This is a genomic window from Lacticaseibacillus sp. 30 (genome assembly GCF_053819265.1).
On the sequence record NZ_JBSOQX010000005.1, the window covers coordinates 1 to 18,666 of the forward strand.

18 protein-coding genes are annotated in these 18,666 nt (G+C 45.8%); all 18 read right to left on the bottom strand.

Annotated elements, in window-relative coordinates; all coding sequences use genetic code 11:
• Window positions 1–97 precede the first annotated feature (97 nt).
• A complete protein-coding gene (locus ACWPAB_RS04570) occupies window positions 98–1,219 on the bottom strand; it encodes an amidohydrolase/deacetylase family metallohydrolase (RefSeq protein WP_003576719.1) in 1,122 nt (373 codons plus the stop codon).
• A gap of 418 nt (window positions 1,220–1,637) precedes the next feature.
• On the bottom strand, window positions 1,638–2,336 hold the full coding sequence (locus ACWPAB_RS04575) for a DUF4310 family protein (protein WP_003568014.1): 699 nt from the start codon (window positions 2,334–2,336) through the stop codon (window positions 1,638–1,640).
• A 12-nt stretch (window positions 2,337–2,348) separates the two neighbouring features.
• Window positions 2,349–3,128 (bottom strand): DUF4311 domain-containing protein, encoded by a 780-nt coding sequence (locus tag ACWPAB_RS04580; RefSeq protein WP_003585839.1) that lies wholly within the window; start codon window positions 3,126–3,128, stop codon window positions 2,349–2,351.
• A gap of 1 nt (window position 3,129) precedes the next feature.
• Window positions 3,130–3,498 carry a DUF4312 family protein gene (locus ACWPAB_RS04585; protein WP_003568016.1) on the bottom strand — a complete coding sequence of 123 codons (369 nt, stop codon included), beginning with the start codon at window positions 3,496–3,498 and terminating at the stop codon, window positions 3,130–3,132.
• Between the two features lie 12 nt (window positions 3,499–3,510).
• Complete coding sequence (locus ACWPAB_RS04590; RefSeq protein WP_003576723.1) at window positions 3,511–3,870, bottom strand: SFCGS family glycine-rich protein; 360 nt, start codon at window positions 3,868–3,870, stop codon at window positions 3,511–3,513.
• 179 nt (window positions 3,871–4,049) lie between these two features.
• Entirely contained in the window at window positions 4,050–4,406 is a 357-nt protein-coding gene (locus ACWPAB_RS04595; protein ID WP_016381301.1) for a hypothetical protein, read from the bottom strand.
• Window positions 4,381–6,252 carry a BglG family transcription antiterminator gene (locus ACWPAB_RS04600; RefSeq protein ID WP_003585844.1) on the bottom strand — a complete coding sequence of 624 codons (1,872 nt, stop codon included), beginning with the start codon at window positions 6,250–6,252 and terminating at the stop codon, window positions 4,381–4,383. The genes ACWPAB_RS04595 and ACWPAB_RS04600 overlap by 26 nt, the downstream gene beginning before the upstream one ends.
• 522 nt (window positions 6,253–6,774) lie before the next feature.
• Entirely contained in the window at window positions 6,775–7,446 is a 672-nt protein-coding gene (locus ACWPAB_RS04605; protein WP_003568020.1) for a transaldolase family protein, read from the bottom strand.
• A gap of 128 nt (window positions 7,447–7,574) precedes the next feature.
• Window positions 7,575–7,955 carry a PTS glucitol/sorbitol transporter subunit IIA gene (locus ACWPAB_RS04610; RefSeq protein WP_003568021.1) on the bottom strand — a complete coding sequence of 127 codons (381 nt, stop codon included), beginning with the start codon at window positions 7,953–7,955 and terminating at the stop codon, window positions 7,575–7,577.
• A gap of 26 nt (window positions 7,956–7,981) precedes the next feature.
• On the bottom strand, window positions 7,982–9,100 hold the full coding sequence (gene srlE, locus ACWPAB_RS04615) for a PTS glucitol/sorbitol transporter subunit IIB (RefSeq protein ID WP_003585847.1): 1,119 nt from the start codon (window positions 9,098–9,100) through the stop codon (window positions 7,982–7,984).
• A gap of 29 nt (window positions 9,101–9,129) precedes the next feature.
• On the bottom strand, window positions 9,130–9,699 hold the full coding sequence (gene srlA / locus ACWPAB_RS04620) for a PTS glucitol/sorbitol transporter subunit IIC (RefSeq protein ID WP_003568023.1): 570 nt from the start codon (window positions 9,697–9,699) through the stop codon (window positions 9,130–9,132).
• A gap of 17 nt (window positions 9,700–9,716) precedes the next feature.
• Window positions 9,717–10,226, bottom strand: coding sequence for a transcriptional regulator GutM (locus ACWPAB_RS04625; RefSeq protein WP_003568024.1), 510 nt, complete (start codon window positions 10,224–10,226; stop codon window positions 9,717–9,719).
• Window positions 10,227–12,095 (bottom strand): BglG family transcription antiterminator, encoded by a 1,869-nt coding sequence (locus ACWPAB_RS04630; RefSeq protein ID WP_003568025.1) that lies wholly within the window; start codon window positions 12,093–12,095, stop codon window positions 10,227–10,229. It lies immediately after the preceding gene.
• A 26-nt stretch (window positions 12,096–12,121) separates the two neighbouring features.
• Window positions 12,122–12,922: an SDR family oxidoreductase gene (locus ACWPAB_RS04635; protein ID WP_003568026.1), complete on the bottom strand. Its 801-nt coding sequence runs from the start codon at window positions 12,920–12,922 to the stop codon at window positions 12,122–12,124.
• Between the two features lie 899 nt (window positions 12,923–13,821).
• The gene (locus ACWPAB_RS04640) at window positions 13,822–14,295 is read right to left on the bottom strand and encodes a PTS sugar transporter subunit IIA (RefSeq protein WP_003585850.1); all 474 of its coding nucleotides are present in this window, start codon (window positions 14,293–14,295) and stop codon (window positions 13,822–13,824) included.
• A gap of 13 nt (window positions 14,296–14,308) precedes the next feature.
• Window positions 14,309–16,198, bottom strand: a complete 1,890-nt coding sequence (locus ACWPAB_RS04645; protein WP_016381783.1) for an oxidoreductase — start codon at window positions 16,196–16,198, stop codon at window positions 14,309–14,311.
• Between the two features lie 12 nt (window positions 16,199–16,210).
• A complete protein-coding gene (locus ACWPAB_RS04650; RefSeq protein WP_016381784.1) occupies window positions 16,211–17,629 on the bottom strand; it encodes a glycoside hydrolase family 1 protein in 1,419 nt (472 codons plus the stop codon).
• Window positions 17,626–18,660 (bottom strand): LacI family DNA-binding transcriptional regulator, encoded by a 1,035-nt coding sequence (locus ACWPAB_RS04655; RefSeq protein WP_003585854.1) that lies wholly within the window; start codon window positions 18,658–18,660, stop codon window positions 17,626–17,628. Before ACWPAB_RS04655 ends, ACWPAB_RS04650 begins: the two co-directional genes overlap by 4 nt.
• Between the last annotated feature and the right edge of the window lie 6 nt (window positions 18,661–18,666).

Genomic DNA, 18,666 nt, shown 5'->3' on the forward strand with positions numbered 1-18,666 from the left:
TGAATGGCAACCTCGGGCACTTTGGAAACGCCGAGAATCGTCATTTTACCGCTAGCATTAATCACATGTTTTAAATCGTAAGTCTTGTAGTAGTCACTCATACGTGTTGTCCCTCCAAATCATAAACCGTGCCGCCAACAATCGTGCGAATTGGTGTAATCAGCTGATGGCCGGTTTCAGTGTTGCCGTTGGAATCCGTCAGTGTCTTTTCACCATCCGTCACATTATAGATCGTGATGTCAGCGTCTTTACCCGGACGCAGCCGGCCTTTGTTCAGCAAGTGGAAATTATCTGCTGGAGCAAAGGTGACCATGCGAATCACTTCAGGCAATGTGTAGCCAACTTGCAGCATTTTCTCCATCGTGGTTGCCATATCGTATACTGGACCATTTTCGCGGTTGCGGTGGTAGATGTCCGTGCTGAGTGACTTAGGATCCAGTCCGTGGTCACGGGCAATACGCATGGTTTTGAAATTAAAGGAATCTGTGCCATGGCCGACATCGAAAATCACACCGCGATCATAGGCGTCGTAAACAAATTCTTTGATCTCGCCATCTTCATCAACCATGCCATTTGGCTTACCGTTATAGGCGTGCGTCAACACGTCACCTTTACCCATGGCCTGCATGATGTCTTTAAGTTCTGGCGGATTAGCGCCTACATGAACCATGACCGGCAAGTTGCCCAGCAAAGCAGCGTAAGATTTAGCTGCCAATAATGGTTTGATGCCATTATCAATCACAACGGAATGGCTTTCGCGCGCCTTAATCCCAACAACGAAATCAGGCAAGTCGTGCACAGCATCAAACAGCGCCTCTTTATTGACCTTGCTGATGTCCCCCAATTCATCCTGTGCCAAAATACCGGTTCGCCCAATATTGATCAGCGCGTAGACATTGGTTTTCTTATCGCGGGTAATGTTGTAAAAATCGCGAATGTTATCGGCCCCGGTTGATCCGGCATCAATCACCGTTGTCACACCCGTCTTATAGCCATCTTCATCGGGGTCATCATAATATAGCGTCAACTTTTCATAACAATGGGCATGATCATCAATCCAACCTGCACTCACATAAGCTTCATGATGCAGATCGATTTCTTGTTTGCCGCTTGCCCCTTCAAGTTTGGGGGCAAGTGCCGCAATCTGGCTGCCATTGATTCCAATTTCAATCGGTTGTTCGCGTTCGGTTTTGCCATTCTTGATTAAGACATCAAACACTGCTGATTACCTGCCTTTCAAATCTGTGTGGAAAATGATTTTTCGAAACGTGTTCACTGGCGCAGAAACCTCCACATAAGGACCTTAAAGCTAAATGGCTAAAGCCCAGCCATTTAGCTTTAAGGCCACTTATGCTCCGGTTTCTAACCGCGCCTGTTCACACTCTTGCCGAAACGTGTTCACTGGCGCAGCTCGGCTATGCGAAGGACAGTCAAGGCAACTGGTCCAAAGCCCAGACCAGTTGTCTTGACTGCCGCTTCGCTACACCGAGCTAACCGCGCCTGTTCACACTCTTTTTGAAACGTGTTCGCCAGCCCAGAAACCTTCGTGTAAGGACCTCTAACCTAAATGGTTAAAGCCCAGCTATTTAGGTTAGAGGCCACTTACACTCCGGTTTCTAACCGGGCTGGTTCACACTCTATAATTTTACTGGGAAGAAGAAGCCCATAACCATGGCGCCGATGATGGCACCGCCGGGGATTGGCTTTTTCCATGCGTAGAAGAGGGCTGCGCCGACTGTACTGCCGATCCCGATTGGAATGCTGGCGGTGACCGCACTCAGAATGATCAGCGGACCAAGGAAACGCCCGGTTTGGTTCCCGGCACCCATCATGACATCCGCACCGAATGTGGCATTACTTTGATTAATCGTAAATTTCCGCACGAGGTAAATGATGACCCCGATAATGAGTCCTAATACCCCGCCGGTCAAAAGGGCAAGTCCAAAGTTGGAAACTAAGGATTTGGCACCAACCGAGAGTAAAATCGCTGGAATCCCAATGCCGACACCAGTTAAAATCGAACCGCCAAGATCGAGAATTCCGACCAGTGAGCCTTCCAAAATACGGGCGAACAGGAAGCTGGCACCAAAGGCCGCGGCTGCACCGTATGAACCGCCAGTCATCCCCGCCTTCAACATCGCAACAATCGCGACTTCGTTGAAAGCACCGACACCATAATTGTAATACATTGACGTGCCGGCAAAGACGCCAGCCGACATCAAGGCGACGATGACAACGAAGCCCCAGTCTGCGTGCCAAAAGTCATGATCATTTGCAACTGCCTTCAATTCTTCATCCGCAGACACATCATTTGCTGTGGTTTGTTTATCAGCCATTCGTTAACACCTCTACTTTCCGCCTAACATTTGATGAACGTTCGACAACCAACCTGGTGCATTCAGGTTAAAGGACTTCAACAAGTTAAGATCGAACCCACGGAAGAAACCGGATAGAACAAACAACAGAATCGCTGCTGCCAAAATAGATTTCGTAATCCGCGTCCAACCGAGTTCGTCGACCCCTTTACCAATCAAAATGCCCAACACAACACCTGGCACCGCGTTACCCATGATCATCGCCGAAAGCCCGCCGAAGACGGTTCCGAACAACCCTGAGCGACGACCGGCATCAATGGCAGCCAGCCAGAACAGAATCGGCATCACCAGATTGATCAGCTGATTGGCAGCTGGGACTAACACTTTAACTGCCGTCACCTGTAAAGATTCAGGGATGGAACTGGAGGTGACATTCAAGAAAGCAACAACGACAACCCCAATAATGGTCCCGGCAATCCCCATTTTCTTAGGATTGTGCACAGTCTGCTCAACATTGCGATTCTTCACCAACAAGCCTGCTGCTGCCCAGTTAGGAATCACACGGTGAGTGATATCCTGCGTGAAGGCACCGGCACCCACCGTTGATGCCCAGGCATTGAAGAAGAAACCAAGGCCGAAGCTAAAATGCGAAGCCGGATCACCTTCTGCTGCATTCATTTCGCCTAATGTTCGGAAAGCCCCCAAGGCTTGGGTTTTCGGAGCGGTAAACATCCGGGCGGCCCCAACCCCAGCCGCAAAGCCGACCAATCCACCAATGATGATCGACTGGAATAAAATCGTTAGTATTGGCAACTCATTTCACATCCTTTAACATATTTTTCAAGTTCGGTAATGAGAGTGCGTCTGGTGACGGTGCTGTGACATCTTCGAAGGTCAAAGCGCCAAGATCAATCGCGGTAATAGCAACCGTCACCGCCAAAGTAACTGCATAAGTGGTCCTAGTCCGTTTGAAAAAGAAGAAAAGAAACTTTTCTGTGTAACTGGATTTGATCAACTTCAGCGGCTCAACCTTTTCTGGGACGATCCGTAAAATAGCTTCATCGCCATTGTCGATCAGCTGCTTTTGAATGTCGCTGAAGGCAGCAGCGAAAGCTTGTTGCTTGGTCTCGCCTTTACCAGACACTGTGAGAACCTGACGTTTGGTTTCATTCACGACCGTCATCTGAATCACTCCTTAAGCTTCTGGATACTTTTTGTTCCACGCCTCGACAAGGGCTGTACCTAAAGCCTCTTGATCCATAAAGCCGAAACCAAGCACTTTATTGCCGTCTTCAATCGCGGTAATTCCTTCTTGAACCGAACGCATACCATGACGTTCTGGCCAGCCAAACTGGGTGTGCGCTGTGATTGCACCAGCACCGCCTGAACCGCAGAAGCTAATCCCCATATCGGCTTTTTCTTTATCCATCACTTGACCCAAGCGCATATCTGCACCCATGCCTGGCACAACAACTGCTGTACCACCAGCTGCTTCAACGCCTTTCGCAACGTTCTGACCCTTACCCATCCGATCTGCAATAACAACTTTAACCATGGTGAAATCCTCCTATTATGAGCGCACGAGCAGGAACGCTTGGCTCGGCGTAGCGAAGTGGCAGTTACGTCAAATGGTCCGATCTTTGGGCCATCTGACGTAACTGTCCTTGACATAGCCGAGTTGCGACTGCGAGCGCGTTTGTTTATTCAAAGTAAGTGACCTTCTACAACAATTTTTTAAATCTTATCCTGCGCCGCTTCAAAATGAATCGATAAAACATACTTCTCTGCGACTTCCAAATGCCCGATATGTTGCACAACTTGATCAGCCAAATCCAACGACTTTTGCGAAACTTCAGCGAACATTGTCGGATCAACCGCTGGCAATTGCTCGCCTGACTTCGATCGGCCTAGCATTTCAATGAGATGATTCGTGAGTATTTGCAGCTGAAGATCAGTAAAATGAATCTCCGCCGCAGCGGCTAGTTTGATGACATAATTGACAAGCGCTGTTGTTGCTTGGACATCACTGCTTTGTTCGATCATCGCTTTGACTTCTGTGGGTAATTCAACGTTCGCGTCCAGTGGTGTCATCCCCTTCCTGTGATACTTCATGACTTAAGCTCAAATACTCTAGGATCGCATGCACTTCTGCACGATTGATGGCAAGGCCGTGATCCGAAAAGACATGCTCAACTGTCCCCACCAGCTTAGGATCATCCTGATTTGGTTTTCCCTGATACTGCTTATCAAACATAATGCGTTGGACCGCGAGGAAAACGTGCATCATGAACGCATCGCCGTAATATGGATCAATTGTTGTTGGCAATTGCTGCTTGAGTTCCGAATAGATACTGAACATAGTCAAAATCGTCTGCTGCGTCTGTTGTTCAAGATTGGGCTTCGGTCTAATCGGCACTACTGGCTGCTGTGACTTAATCTGGGCAAGCGGTACTTGTAATTTTTTAGCAACCGCTCCTCGAATCGCAGCGATGTCAGCGGCATTCGGCAACGGTCGCACTTCAATCACCTGAACCTCCAAATTCTTGAGCGGAAACACACTGATGACCAATTCAGGATGTTCGCGGGCAATCAACGCCCGCGCATCATCAATGGAAGCAAAGCCGACCAGTTCAATATTCGGAATCGCTGAAGCAATGCGCTGCTGAATCAGATTGGTGATTCCAATGCCAGTTGCACAAACATACGCGACCCGAACCGTGCGCATCTGGCTATCGCGATTGAGCGACACCATGAAATGCAAGGCAATGAAGGAAACAAACGCCTCACTTAAAACTGCCTGATCACCTGCCAACTCTTTATTGACGATTTTTTCAATGGCTTCAAACAAGGCCGGATACTCTTGCTTAATATCTTGCGTAAACGGGCTGTACTCAAGCAACTGACTTTTCTTACCCAAGGACTGACTAAGATGCAAGTACAGATTTTCCTGCAGCTGACTGTCGTGACTAAAATCATGATCAACCAATGCCCCAACCGCCAAGATGATGCGATGTGTCATCGCGACCAAGTTATGATCTTGCGGAGCCACTTTTTCGTTAACGCTTTGACCGAGATAATAGTCGTAATCGTCCGTGAGCGCTGGCAAGTTGTAAAAAGCCAACGTCCTCATGATCAGTTTGTCCGAATACTGCTGATCCGTTTGGGACTGTTCAACCCGATGATAGCTGTTGACTAGTTGATTAAACCCTTGGCGAATCACGCCGATGGTCAACCGAATGATCGTGGCAATCAGTGTACTAGGATCAGGCATGTCGCCTTCCTGTTTACCTAGACGAATGGCCTCTTTCAAGATGGTATTGAACGCGTGATCAAAAGTTGCTTCACCGGTCAAAACTAAAGCTCTTTTCGGTTCGGTTTTAGTGTTCAAGCTGTCAACCAGCTCGGCCATGAGCGTTTTACGATTCAACTGCTGCGTGATGAGTTGTTCCAGCAAGCGGCGGATAGCCAACTCGGTACCGTTTAGCTTGTAGCCATAATAGTTTTTGCTGATCAGCTTGACGTTGAATTGCTCCAAGTAAACCGCGAGTTTCTTCAGATCATTGTTCACCGTTGTCTGACTCACATTCACCCGCGCCTGCAACTGCTGTTGGGTGGTGTAATCGCCGGTTTGTGAAAGAATCAAGATCATGCGGAGAATTCGTTCATTCGGGGCTAAATAGTTATCAGCTAACTGATCATCGATTTTCTCCCGCAAAGCCGTTCGGGCAGCTTCACTAGCCTCGATCCAGATTCCTTTGCGCGGTGCACTTTTCAAAACTGAATCTTTCGCCGCCAGCCAATCTCGAATATCTGTTAAGTCGTACTTCACTGTCCGAACACTGACTGCAACTGACTCAGCCAACTGCTTAGCTGTCACCGCCCCTTCAGCACTAATCAGCTGCAAAACAATCTGCCGCTGTCGGTTACTTAATGACATCTCACATCACCCCCCACACTCAATTTCTAATTCTACTGTAAAGCGCTTTCCAAGACGAAACAACAGGCAATGTTTGCACGATTAATCGTGCAATGATATGTGATATTGTAAACAAAAAGACAATTGGTCTGTTCCGATTGTCAACAATATTGTGTTAAGCTATTCAGGAAGCCAATGATTGAAGTGCTTATATGGCGCGTTTATTTATGTACATAACAGCATTTATAAGTTGTATCATTCCTTAAATTTCAAAAAAACGTCAATTTAGACATTTCACACTTTGCATCAGTCATTCGTGCAAAAAACCGTTTCTTATTTTTAAAAATAACGCCTATTTTTTTGGCTGGTAATCTGCTGCAAAAATAGACTGTTTTGAATGAAAGTTCGTTTGCTGCCTCCGATAGATCAAGTCGTGCGAAACACAAAAAGCCATGAAACCCCGAGTCAAGCTCGGCACTTCATGGCTTTTTTGAAATTAAATTCGCACCTATCCCATCACGATTTTGTTCATCCGATCAGTGATCAAATTCCAGCTGTTTTATCCAGCTGATGGCCTTCTTCATTGAAGACGCGAATCGCATCATTGGCTGCTGCATTGGTCATGAGTTGTTGGAAAATATCGTAACTGATAGTGACATTTTCTGCCCCAGCCTTGATGGCAGCCATCACTTGTGAAGCCGTCTTGAAACTGGCGCCCATGATTTTAATGTGTGTGTCAGTACTCTTGTAGAATGAATGTGTCTCGGCGATCACGCTGTATGGGTCAATGTCCAACTGCTCCATACGATTGACGTAAGGGGCAATGTAATCACAGTCAACGACGCAGGCCATGAAGCCCTGGCGAACGGAATAAACGGCCGTGCCTAGCAGACACTCATCGGGCTTTTCAGCGCGAATCGCTGATACTGCCCGATAGCCTGGTTCAAATAATGGAATCTTAAAGGCCATGCGCGTGTCATCATTATCCGGAAAGCGCTTGCGTAATTCGTGATAGTCAGCTAACAATTCTTCCTCAGTATCGCCAACCAATTGCACGAACAAAACGCCTGGCTTCAAGTCGCGAATCTTACCTAATTGTTCGAAGCGTGGATGGCCTTCCTTCAGCAAAAGCTTGGGATTGGTGGTAACCCCTTCGAACTGATTAAAACTCAACATTTCTTTGACTTGATCGAGGTTCGCTGTATCAATAAACATGGATTATTCCCCCTAATTAAAAGCGTTCAATGGCGATGAAACCTGCACATAAGAACCTTGGTCGCAATGATCAAAGGGCGGTCATCGCGGCCAAGGCCACTTATGCTCCGGTTTCTTACCGCGCCGGTTCACGCTCTTATTATTTTAATTGTAGTCCCGACATCTAATTCTGGATACGTCTTTTCTTCCAAATAAAGCGATCCTGCGAGCTCAGGTGTTGTCGAACCATCGAAAACAATCGCTGTATGACCAAGGTTGCCCAGATTGGTGTTCACCTCATTGCCAACCGCCGTGATCTTATAAGATTGATCGTCGAACGTCATCACATCTCCGACTTCGATTGGTTCCAAAATTTTATTGACATTAATAATGAAGCAAGACGATCGTAATGCATCAGGGGCTTCATCTCCAAAAAGAATGGCCATATTGATATCCTTGAACCCCCGTGCTTCCGAACCAACTTCAAGAATTTTTGTCTCGTATTTTACTGTTTCTGCTAATGACGACACCTTACTCACCTCTCCAATAAACTAACTTATTTCGCGTACAAGCCAAAACTTGCTAACCAAGCAACAACAACACGTGGTACCCCGTTTAGAAAACGGGAATACAAGACAGAGACAACGCCGACTTCAACAGTCTTGGAATCAGCTTCTTCAAGTCCTAAACCAACTGGAATGAAGTCAGCCGCGTTTTGCGTGTTAATCGCAAACAATGCAGGCAGCGCATATTGTGGCTGGATGTTACCACGACCGATTTCAACCCCGATCAACGTCCCAATAACCTGAGCAATAACAGCCCCGGGGCCAAGGATTGGTGAAAGGAACGGTAGGGAACAGATAAAGCCGATGACGATAAGTCCAAAGACATTACCAGCAAGTGGCGTCATGAGTTTAGCAAACCAACTGCCCAAGCCAGATCCCTGAATAATACCAATCAGTAAAGCTACAAAGGCCATAAATGGAATAACGGTATTCAGCATTGTCTGAACAGAATCTTTAGCTGCCTGATTAAAGGTAGCAATCACTTTCCCAGCGCCAATCCCGATGCGCGCAATAAAGTTGGGCTTTTTCATCTGCGCCGTGATCGTTTTGTTCGTATCAAACTTGGCTTCGCGAGCTTCAGCTGCTTCTTGATCTTTAGCTGTGGTGGTCTGTGTTTCAATCGCCGTCGCTTGAGAAGCTGCCGATGCTGCCAATGCAGCGTGCTGTTTGCCAGCTTCGCCACGTTGGTCAAAAGGTACCCCATTTAATGATTGATCTGGCACTGCATCATCAGGTAAGGCTGTAATCTGATTCACATCAACATTTGAAACATACAACTTAGGCACAATATATTTTGCCAGCGGACCAGACTTCCCAGTTGGCAATACGTTAATCGTCAGAATGTTTTTCTTCGGATAAATTCCGCAACGTAGTGTGCCGCCACAGTCAATGATCGCAACTGCCGTCTCGTCTTCAGGGATAGATGTCTTGAAACCGTCGACTGCTTCCATCCCAGTTAATTCAACAATCTTGTCAACGATGGCAGGTCGATTGCCGCCAGTCACGTAGATAAACTTATGCTTTTGTTCTGTAGGTGTAATGGTCAAGGGGCCGCCATAGCCGCCTGAACCTTTCACAACTTGAATACTATGCCATTTTTGATCAGCCATGATAGTAAATGCCTCCTTTATTCAGACAATTAGGCTTCTTGACCATTACGCGCCGACAGATCAACTGTCTTGCTGAGCGTAATGCCAGTTTGTTTAGAAACATATGCGGTTGTGAAGTCGGTGACCCAACCGCCGATAAAGTTCATCACAATCCCGACTAACATGTAGCGGATTGCGAGATCCATTTGATTTAACCCAAGTTTTTGGACACCTTGGGCAATGCCCAACCAGACGAACAATTCACCTGGATTAATATGCGGGAACACGCCATTGCTGGTATGGCAGAACTGTGCTTGTGCAGCATAGTAACTTGGCTTGTAGTATTCCGGCAAGAAGCGGGCAAGCGTGAAGCACATTGGATTACCTAACATGAATGCTGCTAAGAATGGCAATACCAGATAACGCATCAACACATTTCGGCTCGCTTTCTGGGCAAACCGTTCGATTCGTTCTTCCCCAATAAAAGCAATAATCGTGTTCATCAATACCAACAATAGCAAGACAACTGGTACAATGCTGGTCATCCAGCTAATGAATGTCTTACCACCTGTTTGGAACAGCTTCATGAAGCCGGCTGCAAAATCAGAAACATATTGCATGGTCTCATCTCCTAAATTTAAATTGTATTCTTCTTAAAGACATTGGTTAGCATATGCGGAATCGCTTTCATTTTTATGCCGATCTCATTAAAGATCGGCAGTGAAAACATGCTGACACGACTTGTATCAAAGTCTTCAAAACTGAGATTATTCGTTTTATAGTTCACATAATTGCGATACGCATTCAGAAAACATTCGCGTTCTGTTCGACTCAGCTTCTGCAGTGCTGTGTAATCAGCGCCAACTTCAGCGACCAGTTCACCGTCAAATTGATTCACGTCTCGGAATCGGCTGAAAACCGTGAGGCCCTTCATCACCCGAATTTCTTGAATACGATCATCATGGTCTAAACCGATCAACATCAAACTGCCTTGGCGAAAACGCCGAGGATTTTTCCCGATCAGCACCCGACCATCTTGCCGTACCTCGTGATAATTGTGAGCAAAATTACGAATCTGAAAATAGCCCATTAGTGCCTGCAGTAAAAACGCCGCTGCAATAAAGATACCAAGTATCAAAACGTTCATTTAAAGTCCCTCCGTGACAACGGTTAAGGGATCTTGACTGCCTGAAATCTTGCGCAGATTATTCATCGCCGCTTCATTCACTGCTAGTAAAAACAGCAGATCATAGAGCATCGATAAATCCTCCAAGGCTTTTTTCCCTAAAACACGTGGAATCCCAATAACAAAAATATAACTAACTGCTTTGCCACCAACTGGAATGGCATGTTTCAGTACACTTAGATGCAGGAACAAGCGATTCTCGTCAATATCCGCAATAGCATGAGGGATCGCGACACCGTTATCGAGCACAAACTTGGTGGTCGATTCGTGCTTAATCAATCGGTCAATAAATCCCGGGTCAACCAAACCTGCATCACTATCTGGCTTGAGTGCTGCTCGTAAGACAGCTTCATACGACATACTTGCTCGATTCTCGAAAACCTGTGGGCGCCAGATGATTCTGCCAGCATCAATTTCGTGTTGAACCGCTGAAACTCGCACTTTGGTTTCAAGCACGCGATCCCGGAAGATATCACCAATCATGACGACCGGAATTCGCAATTTATGAGCCAACGGCCGATCTGTGAAAACCATGATCAACTCATCTTGATGTTTTAGAATATCTTCCTCATCCTGATAAGCAGTGATTGTCACCTGCGACTCGAACATCGTGTTAAGCTGATTTTGCAAATACTGCAGCACGCTTTGCCCCATGTTTGAATAAAAACCAACTCGTGGTTGATCTGGTACATTGACATCGGCATGCTGCAACGCCATTTCGAAGTAAACCGTCAGATAATTGATCTCAACATCCGCAATATGAATCCCCATTTTTTCTTCCAACTTGTCAATCATCAAGATCGCCATATCGGCAGCTAATTGAAATCGTTGTAACATTTTGTCCGTCAAATAATCAGACGGAGAAATGTGGAAAATACCGCGATTAATCAAGAAAATTAAATGATACTTAGTCGTCTCATAAAATTGGTCATAGTCAATCTTGGCATCAACCAAAGCTCGAACTTCACTGGCAATTTGGTCGAACATTGCTTTGTTTTCGTGAACCTTTACCTTCAACTTAGCTGGTGACAATAACTTGTTCGCATACAAGTTGAAGGGAAAGGCAAGGAAATCATATTCTTCTTGGCTAAATGACACATGGCAGCGATCTTCAATATCACCAACAATGTTAATGAAAAGTGGTGAATCGTCCATCAAGTTCGTATAATACGGACTAATACCACTGAATACATAATGATGCTTTTTCAGGAAGACGATGATTTGCATGATCTTCTCAAAAATTTGTGTTGTGCTCGTCTTTATCTTTGCTGAATTCAGCCGACTGACGACTGATGCAACCAAAGTTTTATCCGTAAAAATTCGCGACTGCACATAATCAAAGAGGTGATTGTAAATCAACATGGTTAAGTCAACAGTTGACCCCACTTGTAACTTAACCCCGCGACTTGTCGCCCCTTCAATTTGGAGATCATAATTTTTCAACCAAGCGCGACAAGCTTCTAAATCTTTTAATAAAGTGCCGCGACTGACCGTCAATTGATCAGCGATTTCATCCATAGGAATGAATTGCCGTTCTTTGATAAGACGAAAAAGAATTTCCGCCTGCCGCTTCTGCTTGTCGTTATTATCAATATTTTGTTTGAAGACACCTGATTGAATTAAAGAAAATTGGCGATAATCCAAGATGTGCAAGAAGTACCCATTTTTATTAATGCGAATTTCTGCAGCATCCCCAAGTGATTCTCCTAGCTCATGAATGTACTTCTGCATCGTACGCGTTGAAACGTTTTCGCTTTCGGCCAACTCGTCTAAATCAGATGTGCCATTTGCTAGGAGATAGCGTAGAAGTCGATAATCCAAACTATTCAATCAGGTTACCTCCCCAAGCTTATGAATTAACCTCTGGACTTACCCCCCGCAACATTGGTTGTCACACCTGTAATATAACTAGCACGATTGGACAAGAAGTAGTTGACCAAATCACCCACTTCACTCAATTTGCCACTACGGCCTAATGGTGTAGTAGACGTTGAACTGTAGCCGGCACGGATTGCATCAACGGTGGTATCACGCGTATAAGCCAAAGCTTCTTCATAACTCGGTGTCCGTAAGCCTGTTGCTTCCATGATGCCAGGTGCAACCCCCACAACCCGGATATTGTACTTGCCTAACTCTTTAGCCCAAGAACGGGTGAAACCGTTGATGGCGCCTTTACTTGCTGAATAAACACTCTGACCAACAGAACCTTCAAGGCCAGCCTCAGAAGACATATTGACGACAACCCCATGTCCCTGTTTGACCATCCGACGAACGACTGCTTGTGAAACCAAGAAGACACTTTTAACGTTAACACTGAAGATTTGTTCAAATGTCTTAACGTCCAATTCATATTTACCATGTGGATCTTTAGGATCAACCAATACCCGCGGCTTGTTGATACCTGCATTATTCACGACGCCCCAGATTTCTCCATTGATCTTCTCGGCGGTGGCGGCAAGATTTTCAACTTCGTCAGGATCAGTCACATCAGTATGCACATACTTCAAGTTAGGGTCCTTAAAGTCGCCTTCCTTGAGATCGCCGTTAACAACCGTAGCGCCATTATTAATCAATTCCTTGACGATCGCAGCGCCAATTCCTGATGAACCTCCAGTTACAACAATTGTCTTGCCATCTAAACCTAACCAATCAGACATATTCAATCTCTCCCTTTCATCTTTCTGCTCTATGGTAGCGTTTACGAGAGAAAGACTTAAGACAGTCATTTTCCGACGTCGGGGAAAAAACGTGCACGATGGTTGATTAAGACAACTGAACATTGTTAAAAAGGTTGACCATCAATTGAAGTTGAGACTAGTTAAGAATCATATGTAATGTAGAAATAACGAGGGGCTTCGCAAGTGCCGAGTCTTTTTTACTAAGGTTTAAAGAAGGCTGTTAGGGCACAGTGATGGGTGACAGACTGCTTAATTCATGACGAGGTCTTGACTGTTTTTTGGTATACTTATTCAGTCACCATGCCTTTTGGCGTGATGCCGCGCCCAGAGGTGGTGATTTGTCATGAATATTTTCGATCAAGCGATCATCGCGCCACTACTCGTTGGTGTGTTTCTGCTATTGCTTAAACGCCTACCAGACAACCACAAGTAGTATAAGTAGCGATTAAATCCAGATCTCGGTATCAGAACGGCACCTTTTAGCGGAGGTGGCTTTTTTGTAACCACAAAAAAATCCACGTAGTTAGCGGGCTACGTGGATCTATGACTGTCATGAATACTTTCGATCACTTATATCCTAACATAGGTTTTGAGCTGAATCTATGAGTTCGTGCAGGCAGTTAGCGGTAATGAAAACCAGTATTTTTTTCGCAAACGAAGATATAGGAAAGAAAAGGATCCATTTTCTATAAAAGTGTTTTAGTACACATTTTTAAATAAGGGTTATCAAAAAACTCTGAATGAAAATCCTGAGACAAGCATTCAAATTAATATTATTAGACAAGTCCTGCAGTAATAAGGTTTCTTTCCATTATATAAATCCATCCTGCCAACCGAATCAAACAACTTTTTTGGGGGAATCATAACCTGGGTATCTACTACTTCGTCAGCGTGCCAAGCTTTGTGCTGTGTTCATTCTCGCCAAGGCCCACATTAAGTTGATGCGTCTTTAAGTTCGTGAAGACCACTATGATAGTCGGATTCTTCTTGGCCTCTGCCAAAACGTTCAAATCAACGGCCGCCAGCTGCGTATTTTCATCAACTTGGTCGCCTTCAGCCACCATCACATTTATGCCCTTACCATTCAGCTCAACCGTGTCCAATCCTATATGAACCAAGACCTCCGTATTGTCAGCGGCCAACAACGAAATAGCATGCTTTGTTGGAAATATCGAAGTGACCTTCGCTTTAAGTGGTGCATAAACCGCGCCATCTAAAGGAACGGCTGCAAATCCAGGCCCGAGCATTTTTTGAGAAAAGACCTGATCATTCACATCGGTGATGGCAATGGCTTTACCATCAACTGGCATAAACAACACCAATTTAGGCGTTGCTTTCTTAAAACCGAACATCTTGAGTCCTCCCTTACAACGACATCGCGACGTTGTGACCTTCAAAAATAGCATCCATGATCTTGCGAGGCCGCACACAGTCTCCGATCATGTTTGTTTCAGGTGCAATGCCGTAAAATAATTCAGCCAGATCTGCTTTAGGGCGGATCCCGGTCGATACAATCAGATGATCAAAAGGAATCGTAGACAGTCCGGTCGCATCCTTAACGATCATGTTGTTGCCATCAAACCCTTGGCAAGCCGTATTCAGCCGAATATCCAGCGTCTCACACTCATCTAGTTTCTGATGCAATGCGATCTTGTAAAGCGAATTACCTTGGGCTGCCAATTCACTGCCCATTTCAATGATCGAAACGTTCTTGTGATCAAGTAACGACAACTCCAATCCCAATTCTGCACCGATTGTGCCGCCACCGAGAATAGCAATATTTTGAGCATCACTAAAGTCGTGCTCAATGGCCTGTGTGCCGCTCATGTGTGAGGTCCCATCCAACCCACTGATTGGTGGCTGAGCTTCAAAGCCACCAACTGCAATGATCAAAGCATCCGGGTTCATCGCCCGCACCATGTCAGGAGTAGCTTCCGTATTTAACAAAACCTTAGCATCACTATGTTTCACTTGTTTGCGTAGTTGTGAGAGTAGTCGGGCAATTTCAACCTTGTAGTGTTCTTGAGCAACATAGATCATTTCACCGCCCAGATGTGGTCGCTTTTCGATCAGCATCACGTGATGTCCTGCGATAGAGGCAGTGATTGCCGCCTTCATTCCGCCGGGGCCACCGCCGATGACCACCACGTTCTTTTTAATCTTGGCTTCAGGTACATCGCGTGGCACAAAGCTTTCGTGATTAAACCGGGGGTTGACCGTGCAACCCACATTCTTATGGTTGGTGGAAATGTGATAGCACTGCATGCAGCGCACACAAGGACTGATGTCCCATTCATGATCTTCCAGCACTTTCTTTGGCCAGTATGGATCAGCAATAAAGGCTCGCCCGTACGCCACCATATCTGCCTGACCATCAGCAATGATCTTTTCACCATCTTCAGGAGTTAAAACCGCACTGACAACACTGACTGGAATACCAACTGCCGCCTTAATTGCAGCTGCGTACTTCACGTTAGGTTTGAAATCAGCAAAATTGGTGGTGATGCAGTGAACGTTTGATTGACGGTTCATGTCCATCCCAGCTGAGATCTGAACGACGTCGACAAGCGATTGGGCCTTTTCAACAAAGGCTTTAACATCCTCAAATTTAATAGAATGAGGCACCCACTCTTTGGCACTGATGCGAATATCGACCGGATAGTGGGGACCAACTGCATTACGCACAGTTTGAAGAATTCGTAGCGGAAAACGCATCCGATTCTTCAAGCTTCCGCCGTACTCATCAGTCCGGTGATTAAACACTGGCGACAAGAATTGAGCCGGAAGCCATCCATGACCAAAGTGCAGGAAGATCGAATCAAAGCCCAAATCTCGAGCCTCGCGCGCCGTTTTGGCATACCAATGCAAGGTTTCGGTCATAGATTCTTCATCCATTCCAACCACCTTTACGCCATCCTTGCGGATAAAAGAGCAAGGGCCTTTAGCGTAGTTCTTGACCCGAGCATCCTGGCCACCATGAAACAACTCGATGGACGCTTTGGCGCCAGCTCGTTGTATTTTCAAGATGCGAAGACGTGTTGCTTCATATTGATATTTGCTGAAGATGTACGGCTCATCAGCACTGGCAAAGCTGGAGAAGCCGGGCTCGACGATCGCATGCCCCGCAATGACCATTCCAGCACCACCAAGGGCCTTTTCCTCAAAGCTATCGCCCGTTGGTGCCGCGATAATCCTGTTTTTAACGATCATGTTGTTAATTTTAATGGGACTAAATAGATGTGGATACTTAAGCAATACTGTCACCTCTCAAAGATTTTGGCCACGACTGGCGATCACTTGCTGATACCAGTAAAACGATTTTTTTCGAATACGAGAAAAAGTGCCATGTCCAGAGTCATCCTTATCGACGTATACCAGACCATAACGCTTTGACATCTGTCCAGTCGAGGCAGAAATCACATCAATGCAGCCCCATACGGTATAACCCAGCACATCCACACCATCTTCCACGATGGCTTGTTTCACGGCGCTGAGGTGTTGTTTTAAGTAGTCAATCCGATAATCATCATCGATCGTACCATCCGCTTTTAGGGTGTCTTTTGCGCCAAGACCGTTTTCAACCACAAAGATGGGCAACTGATAACGGTCAAACAGCTGATTTAGTGCGATCCGAAGCCCCGTGGGATCGATCTGCCAATTCCAATCCGACGTTGCCAGATAAGGGTTCTTGATGCTGTCAAGCATGTTGCCAGACACCTTGATATGTTTTTCAGGACTGGCACTGGCTACCAATGACATGTAATAACTGATGCCAATGTAATCCACCGTGCCAGTCTTGAGGATAGCCAAATCTGCTTCAGTTACATCCAGCTTGATATCTTCGCGCTCAAAAAAGTGCTGCACTTTAGGTGAGTAATAACCACGTGCCTGCACATCGGAAAAGAGATAATGTTGATCCATAAAGTGCATGTTTTCTAGCTGATCGGCTGGGCTGCATGTTTCGCCGTAAGAAAGCGGGTAAAGCATCATCATTCCAAAATGACCATCTGGCTGAATCTCTCGTCCACTTTCGACTGCCTTAGCGCTGGCCACCAACTGATAATGAGCAGCCTGATACAGATCCTGTTTGTCCGTCAACGGTATCTCAACGCCGGTTGCCATCAAGGGGTTTAGCGTCACAACATTGATTTCGTTAAAGGTTAGCCAGTAATGCACTTTATCGCGATAACGTCGAATCACCGTTTCAGCATAATGAGTAAAAAACTTGATCATCAATCGATTTGTCCAAGAGCCGTAATGATCAACCAGAAACTGCGGCGTTTCATAGTGCGACAAGGTCACGACCGGTTCAATGCCATGCTTAAGACATTCGTCAAACACTCGATCATAAAAGGCCAACCCAGCCTCATTAGGTTTTTTTTCATCGCCTTTGGGAAAAATACGCGACCAGTTAATGCTGGTGCGAAAACATTTGAACCCCATTTCAGCCATCAAGGCAATGTCTTCCTGATAATGTTCATAAAATCGGATGCCTTCATGGCTGGGATAATACTGATCAGGCTCGACCGAGACTGTGTGCAATCGTTTGGCACCTTTCTTACCAGCCACCGCCAGATCTGCGGAACTTGATCCTTTGCCATCCTTATCCCAAGCACCTTCGCTTTGATTGGCAGATAAAGCACCGCCCCAAAGAAAATTGCTGGGAAACCTTGCCTCGTTACTCACTTAATCACCCTTTTTACTGTGTCTCGTTCAATGATCTCCGAATTCAGCGCAATGTCAGACAGCATAGCCCGGATTGATTCCGGATCAGCACTTTGACATAGCAGATGAATTAACCCGTCCGCTGTTCGCTGCATGATCTCACGTTCATGTAAGCTGACCGTGGTAATTTGTGGCAACACCAGCTTAGACGAAGGATAATTATTGTACCCAACGATCGATACTTGATCTGGAACAGAGATGTTCATTTTGAGGAAGCAATGCAAACCGCCCACAGCTACATCATCGTTCGTATAGAAGATCGCATCGATCTGATGAGCCAATATTTTCGGCGTAAGTTGCTTTTCCGTCACCGTATAACCAGCATCGTAATCGCTGCTTTCAATATTAAACACGATTGGCGATACTTCTGGCCCAAAGTTCTGCAAAGCCTGTAAATAGCCACGCTTGCGATAATCAGAGCCAGCGGAATTGTTCTCGTTGTGGACAAAAGCAATTCGTCGCATACCCTGATGGAGCAAGTAAGTTGTGATTTCTTCACCAGCCCGGTTTTGATGCACATTCAGGTTGAAAACATAGGGGTTATCTTCAATTTCATCCGCTCGGCCCATGGTGAAAATCGGCATTTCTGCTGACGCACACTGCTGAATCAACTTCATGCTGACAAACTGGGACCAGCAGATAACTGCATCCGCTCGGCGTTCCGTCAACAAGCGCTCAGTGGATCGACTGTTTTTGACGCTAGAGGTAGCAATGATTAGATCAAAGCCTTCTTTTGCAACCGCGTCCTGCAATACCCGCAAGGAGTCCGTGAAGTAGGGACGCGTGGGATTATCAGTGATGAATAAAATCGTGTTAGTTTTCTTGCGCTGTAGATTTACCGCGCTTCCATTACGCACATAATTCATAGCAACGGCCGTTTCTCGAACACGCAACTTCGTTTTTTCACTGATTTCCTTGCTATCATTTAAGGCCATCGAAACCGTGGAAACGGAAACGTGAAGTGCCTTTGAAATATCTTTGATCGTTGCCATGACATT

What these genes read in the sequence shown, in the direction of transcription:
- srlE (WP_003585847.1), bottom strand. Translation starts at nt 9,100, where the DNA reads ATGGCTGATCAAAAATGGCATAGTATTCAAGTTGTGAAAGGTTCAGGC.
- ACWPAB_RS04590 (WP_003576723.1), bottom strand. Translation starts at nt 3,870, where the DNA reads ATGGTTAAAGTTGTTATTGCAGATCGGATGGGTAAGGGTCAGAACGTT.
- ACWPAB_RS04595 (WP_016381301.1), bottom strand. Translation starts at nt 4,406, where the DNA reads ATGACACCACTGGACGCGAACGTTGAATTACCCACAGAAGTCAAAGCG.
- ACWPAB_RS04635 (WP_003568026.1), bottom strand. Translation starts at nt 12,922, where the DNA reads ATGTCTGATTGGTTAGGTTTAGATGGCAAGACAATTGTTGTAACTGGA.
- ACWPAB_RS04625 (WP_003568024.1), bottom strand. Translation starts at nt 10,226, where the DNA reads ATGAACGTTTTGATACTTGGTATCTTTATTGCAGCGGCGTTTTTACTG.
- srlA (WP_003568023.1), bottom strand. Translation starts at nt 9,699, where the DNA reads ATGCAATATGTTTCTGATTTTGCAGCCGGCTTCATGAAGCTGTTCCAA.
- ACWPAB_RS04605 (WP_003568020.1), bottom strand. Translation starts at nt 7,446, where the DNA reads ATGTTTATTGATACAGCGAACCTCGATCAAGTCAAAGAAATGTTGAGT.
- ACWPAB_RS04585 (WP_003568016.1), bottom strand. Translation starts at nt 3,498, where the DNA reads ATGACGGTCGTGAATGAAACCAAACGTCAGGTTCTCACAGTGTCTGGT.
- ACWPAB_RS04655 (WP_003585854.1), bottom strand. Translation starts at nt 18,660, where the DNA reads ATGGCAACGATCAAAGATATTTCAAAGGCACTTCACGTTTCCGTTTCC.
- ACWPAB_RS04575 (WP_003568014.1), bottom strand. Translation starts at nt 2,336, where the DNA reads ATGGCTGATAAACAAACCACAGCAAATGATGTGTCTGCGGATGAAGAA.
- ACWPAB_RS04600 (WP_003585844.1), bottom strand. Translation starts at nt 6,252, where the DNA reads ATGTCATTAAGTAACCGACAGCGGCAGATTGTTTTGCAGCTGATTAGT.
- ACWPAB_RS04640 (WP_003585850.1), bottom strand. Translation starts at nt 14,295, where the DNA reads ATGTTCGGTTTTAAGAAAGCAACGCCTAAATTGGTGTTGTTTATGCCA.